This window comes from Oceanobacter antarcticus (genome assembly GCF_044962685.1).
Taxonomy (GTDB): Bacteria; Pseudomonadota; Gammaproteobacteria; order Pseudomonadales; family Oceanobacteraceae; genus Oceanobacter; species Oceanobacter antarcticus.
Map to the genome: position 1 here is coordinate 1 of NZ_JBBKTX010000080.1, position 419 is coordinate 419.

Here is a 419-nt window from a genome sequence, read left to right on the forward strand (position 1 = left end):
AAAAACAGAGAGTTGAGAGATGGCGCGGCCATCGCTAACTCTAGCGTCGGTGATTTCAAAATAGATGGGCGTGTCGGCATTGGGATCGTAGACCGTATGGATTTTGACACCGCTTTTATTCTTCCGGAAATGGGCCCATTGGTAGCGTGACTGACAGAGGGAGATGGTGGTGGAGTCGATCAGTTGCACCTGAGTGATGACTTCCCGAAGACCTTTCTGTCTGGCCAAACGGGACAGCAAGCGAAAGAACAGCATGTAATAGACCAGCGTGGAGCGCTTTTGATTGGCATCGGCCAGTGTGCTTTTGCGAACGGGCTTCAGGCCCAGATGGTACAGACGGCGGGATTGAACATCGAGCTGTTCAACCAGCCCTCGCAGAGAGGAAGCACCACTCAGCTGACCCACCAGCAAGGCCACCA

General features: G+C 53.7%; 1 protein-coding gene. It reads right to left on the reverse strand.

Annotated features, from left to right (window positions below; genetic code table 11):
• On the reverse strand, positions 1–419 hold a 419-nt coding region (locus WG929_RS20995; protein ID WP_416207624.1), incomplete at both ends, for a DUF4372 domain-containing protein.